The following is a 4,795-nucleotide window of genomic DNA, read 5'->3' as shown; positions in this document are numbered from 1 at the left end:
ACGAACGTCACGTCCGATCTTGCCGCGACCTCTGCCGGGGATGCGCACGTCACCGCACCGGCGTCCGCCAGCGGCTGCATGCTCGCGGCGCGGCGCGCGTGGACCGCCATCGCGTGCCCGCCCTTCATGACGTTGAGCGCCATCGGCCGGCCCATGATGCCGAGCCCGACGAATCCCACGTTGCTTGACATGTCGCGTCTCCGGTTTGCTGGCAACTACTGAATGATTCCGGTCGCCAACAGCAGCGGTAGGGTAATCCAGAAGAGAATCGTGCTCCAGCCGATGAGCAGCGCCGCCGATGCCGAGTCGAGATCGAAGCGACTGGCGAGCACGAGCAGCGTGACGAAGGCAGGGGTCGCCGCCTCGACCACCGCCGCGTACTGCGCTTCCTCCAGAGGCGCGAACAGCGCGTGCGCCACCGCCCACGTCAGCACCGGCGTCACGACGAGCTTCACCGCCGAAGTCACGAGAATCTCGCGGCGCGGCGTGAGCTGGCGCCATGGAATCGTCATGCCGAGCGCAAACAGGATCGCCGGGATCGTCGCCTGCCCGATGAAGCTGGTGGCGGCGATGATCGGTGGGTAGTGAAGGCCGGACTGCTGATAGGCCACGCCGAGGACGAACGCCCAGATCGGCGGCATCGACGCCATGATGCGCCAAACCGAGGGCTGGCCGGCCGCCGAGCGGTGCGCACCGAGGCGCGTGCAGATCCAGACGCCGATGCTCCAGATGAAGGGCACCGACATCAGCATGTCGTTGAAGACCGCGTAGCGCGGCGCATCGGCGCCGTACAGGAACACCAGCACCGGCACGCCGACGTTGAAGGTGTTGCCGAACATGCCGCCGAGCATGAGGATGGCGCGCGTGCGATCGGCAAGGTCGCGGCCGAGCGCAGACCGATAGAGCAGCCAGTAGAGCACGAGACCCGACAGCAGCACGGTGATGCCGTTGAGGAGCGGCACGGTGAGCAGATTCCAGGTGATCGGCGTCACCGCGGCAACCGCGAACATGATGCATGGGTAGAAGAGGTAGAGCACGATGCGGTTCAGCTCGTTGCGCGCCGCCTCGACGTGCACGTCCTTGAACACCACCGGCCACACGCCGCCGGCCGCGACCAGGAGACTCAACGGCAGCATGACCTGAACCATCAGGTCGAACAGGCGTGCAAAGTAGTTCAACGCGGGAGTCCCGCGAGCGGCAGTCGCGCCTCGCACCACGCGGCCACGGTCAGCGCAACGCCGTCGCGCCCGCGCGCGGTGGTGATCTGCAGGCCCAGCGGCAGGCCCGCCGGACCGAAGCCGGTGGGAATGCACAGTGCCGGCACCTGCGTCAGCGTCCAGATGGTGCAGAAGACCGGATCGCCCGTGGTGTCGATGCCGAGCGGTGCTTCTCCCGTCGCCGGCGGCGTGATGATCGCGTCGAAATCCTCGAAGAACGCGTCCAGCGACTGCGTGAGCTCATCGCGCACGGCGAGCGCTTCTGCAAGCTCGGCATCGCTCACCCGCGCGCCTTCCGCGAGTGCTGCGCGCAATCCAGGGCTCAGATCGCCCGCTCGCGCACGCGACAACTCCGCAAACTCGTCCGCTGCCTCGCGGTACATGATGCGACGCTGCGCTGCGTGCGCCGCGCCGAAGCGGGCCGGCAACTCCGCCTCCCACACCAGTGCTCCCGCCTCGCGCAGCGTCGCGATGTCGGTCGCGAAGCGGATCTGCTGCGCTTCGGTCGCACGGTCCCACACCGGCGTGCGCACCGCCGCGAGCTTCGGCAAGCGGTCGAGCGAGGCGGGCGCCGTCGGAATCGTTCCCGGTTCATCGGCGAGGGCGGCGGCGAGCCAGGCGCAGTCGGCGACCGAGCGCGCGAAGACGCCGACCTGATCGAGCGTATGGCTGAAGTGATGGACGCCGTCGAAGCGGATGAATCCCTGCGTCGGCTTGTAGCCCACCACCCCGCAGAACGCAGCGGGGCGGATCATCGAGCCGTTGGTTTGCGTGCCGAGTGCACCCGGGCAGAAACCCGCCGCCACTGCCGCAGCCGAGCCGCTCGAAGATCCACCCGGCGTGTGCAGTGTGCTCCACGGGTTGCGCGTTGCGCCGGGCGTGAGAAACGCGAATTCGGCCGTGACGGTCTTGCCGAGAACGAATGCGCCCGCCGCTTCGAGTCGCTCGACGACGTCGGCGGACGCAGCGGGCACGTCGCCACGGAAGATCGGCGAGCCGCGCCCGGTGGGAATCCCGCGCGTCGGCATGATGTCCTTCACGCCGATCGGCATGCCGTGCAGGGCGCCCAATGCAGCCCCCGCGCGCTGCCTGGCGTCGGCGCCTTCCGCGCAGTCGATCGCGCGTGCAGCGTCGAGCCACGCGAACGCGGTGACATCGTTTTCCAACTGTGCGATGCGTTCGAGGCAACTGCGGGTGAGATCCGCACTCGTGATCTCGCCGGCGGCGATCTTGTTGACGGCCTCGACGAGACCGAGACGAAACAGGGGTTGCATGGGAGAGCGGTGAAGAGAAGACGAAGTATGCAGGCTGCTCCGCGACTTGCGCAGCGCGCGGATGGGGATTTTCGCACCTTCGCGCGTGGAAGTGCCGGCTGCAATGTCGCTTGCGCCAGGCGCCTGCGGCTCACGCCCGCATTGCGCAGAGCAGAACCGCAATCGGCGACCGAGAAACCTACGAGGCTTCGTCTCCGCGCGAGCGCCTGCCAAATCCCGCGGCGACGGTCGCGACGAACACAGCAGGCAGCGAGAGGACGAGAAAAAGCGCGAGTCCGAGCGGCCAGAGATTCCCCAATTCGCCGTTCCGGATGCACATGGTGACGAACTGCGCCGCGAACAAGACGAGCACCCAGCGCCAGGGTCGGTCAGGGAAGAAATAACCGATGCATCCCGCGAGGACGATGGACGCGGGATAGGCCATACCCCAGTAACCCGAGTCGTCCCAGGGCTCACGCCTGCCACTGAGCACGGCGGCGAAGGTCCACAACAGCGCGCCGCCGATTATGGCAATCCAGAGTGGAGTGGCGGTTCGGTTCGACATCGTGCGCCGCAGAACGCACGACCCGGGCCAGCCGCGCGCGGTTGCGGAACTGCGCGGGTAATGCCGCTCGCCTGGGTCAGGCGCGTGGCGCGAACATGATGACGGCCATGCCCACGAGCGCGATGGCGGAGCCTGCCAGGTCCCATGCGCTGGGCCGCACGCCGTCCACGAGCCACAGCCACGCGATTGCTGTCGCCACATATACGCCGCCGTAGGCCGCGTAGACGCGGCCGGCCGAAGTCGGATGCAGCGTGAGCAACCAGACGAACACGGCCAGCGAAACGGCAGCCGGCACGAGCACCCAGACCGGCGCCCGATGCTTCAGCCATAGATAGGGGAGGTAGCAGCCGACGATCTCGGCAATCGCCGTCGCGACGAACAACGCGGTGGTGGCGAAGACATTCACGGCGCGGGACGCCTGTGAATGCACCGACAAAACGGACGAAGTCGCGCTGCGAGGGGTTCGCGGACCGTCACGGCAGGATGGCGAACACCCGGGCTGGAGAGGCCGCTTCGCCCTTCGGCTGCGGGAACGGGGCAACCGCCTCGCCCGCCGAACCCTCGTCGAAGGAGGTCGTGATGGCGCGGCCGTCGAGGTTCCGTCTGCCACGCACGCTCACGCCCTCCGCGCCGGTTACGACGCTTCCCTGACCTCGGGGATCTTCCAGCTGCCGTCGATGATCGAGGGCGGCGTCTCCTTCGGCCAGTACAGTCGCATCATGAGAACGAATGCATCGGCCGGTGCCGGCAGCCAGTTCGATTCCCTGTCCTTGCCCGGCGATTCATGCTGGATGTAGAGGTCCACCGACCCGTCCTTGTTCACCTTGAGCTTGTTGCGCTGACTGAGCGTGTAGCGGTTCAGCGGGTTGTCGACGAAGAAATAGTCCTTGTCGTACATCGTGAGCGACCAGAAGCCGTTCACCGGCGGCAGTTGGCCCTTCCCGAAACGCATGACGTACTTCTTCGATCCGTCGTACTTCTGCACCAAGTCCGGGCCGGTCGAGGTGGGATAGACCGCATCCTGCGGGCGGTTGGCACCCAGGCCGATCGCGGTGACCAGCGCGCGCTGCAGGTAGTGTGTGCCGTACACACCGACCTTGGTGGAAAAGGCCCAGCCGTTCTCCAGCTTGAAGTCGCCAGCGGCGATGCCTGCCTTGAGCCAGCCCATGATGAGGTCCTGCGCCGGCTTGGGCGCGCCGGCAATCCCCTTGGCGACCGCGGGGTCGAGCTTGGCGGCGTCGAAGTCCTGTCCGGGCACGATACCGATCTTGGCGAGCTTCTCCACCATCGGCGCGTCGGCCACCGCCGCCGGATTCGACTTCAGCAGTTCGGCGAACAGCTTGAAGTAGGCGGCACCGTCCATGGCGTTGACCTGCTCGCGCACCGCGGTCTTCATGTCGATGGCAGGGTCGACGGTACCGGGCTCAGGCTTGTACTGCTTGCCGTAGGACGACAGCGGCACCACCGACACCTGGTCCTGCAGCGCGTGCACCGCCTTGTAGTCTTCCGGCGTGCCGGTGCAGTAGATGCGGCCCAGAACCCAGACCATGGCGGTCGGGGACTTGTACTCGGTCACCCCTGCCGGAAGCGTTCCCGACCAGCCGGGACCCGTGATCGCGTACTTCTGCGCCTTGGTGCCCGTGGTGCGCTTGCCCGGGACCTCGAAGACGTTGGTCCAGCCATCGAGCAGTGGGAACAGGAAATAGCGTCCCTTCATGTCCGGTATGCTCAGGATCCACGGCTCGTTCGACACGTCGACC

The 4,795-nt window shown here is 67.0% G+C and carries 7 protein-coding genes; all 7 read right to left on the bottom strand.

All coding sequences use genetic code 11. The annotated features are described in order from the left end of the window. Nucleotides 1-191 (bottom strand): NAD(P)-binding domain-containing protein (locus JNK68_00990; GenBank protein MBL8538921.1); only part of this gene is annotated, 191 nt, incomplete at its 3' end. Between the two features lie 24 nt (nt 192-215). Further along, nucleotides 216-1,148, bottom strand: a complete 933-nt coding sequence (locus JNK68_00985; protein ID MBL8538920.1) for an AEC family transporter — start codon at nt 1,146-1,148, stop codon at nt 216-218. Between the two features lie 26 nt (nt 1,149-1,174). Continuing rightward, nucleotides 1,175-2,491, bottom strand: a complete 1,317-nt coding sequence (locus JNK68_00980) for an amidase (GenBank protein ID MBL8538919.1) — start codon at nt 2,489-2,491, stop codon at nt 1,175-1,177. A 178-nt stretch (nt 2,492-2,669) separates the two neighbouring features. Then, the gene (locus JNK68_00975) at nt 2,670-3,035 is read right to left on the bottom strand and encodes a hypothetical protein (protein MBL8538918.1); all 366 of its coding nucleotides are present in this window, start codon (nt 3,033-3,035) and stop codon (nt 2,670-2,672) included. 76 nt (nt 3,036-3,111) lie between these two features. After that, nucleotides 3,112-3,441, bottom strand: a complete 330-nt coding sequence (locus JNK68_00970) for a YnfA family protein (protein ID MBL8538917.1) — start codon at nt 3,439-3,441, stop codon at nt 3,112-3,114. A 67-nt stretch (nt 3,442-3,508) separates the two neighbouring features. Next, the gene (locus JNK68_00965; GenBank protein MBL8538916.1) at nt 3,509-3,649 is read right to left on the bottom strand and encodes a hypothetical protein; all 141 of its coding nucleotides are present in this window, start codon (nt 3,647-3,649) and stop codon (nt 3,509-3,511) included. A 20-nt stretch (nt 3,650-3,669) separates the two neighbouring features. After that, the coding region (locus JNK68_00960) for a DUF1254 domain-containing protein (protein MBL8538915.1) at nt 3,670-4,795 on the bottom strand (1,126 nt) is incomplete at its 5' end.

Source organism: Betaproteobacteria bacterium (assembly GCA_016791345.1).
Lineage (GTDB): Bacteria > Pseudomonadota > Gammaproteobacteria > Burkholderiales > JAEUMW01 > JAEUMW01.
The sequence above is the reverse complement of the archived record's forward strand: the minus strand, read 5'-3'. Positions and strand labels throughout refer to the sequence as shown.

Excerpts from the sequence above, each read along its gene's own strand:
- JNK68_00985 (MBL8538920.1), bottom strand. The coding sequence starts at position 1,148 with ATGGTTCAGGTCATGCTGCCGTTGAGTCTCCTGGTCGCGGCCGGCGGC.
- JNK68_00980 (MBL8538919.1), bottom strand. The coding sequence starts at position 2,491 with ATGCAACCCCTGTTTCGTCTCGGTCTCGTCGAGGCCGTCAACAAGATC.
- JNK68_00975 (MBL8538918.1), bottom strand. The coding sequence starts at position 3,035 with ATGTCGAACCGAACCGCCACTCCACTCTGGATTGCCATAATCGGCGGC.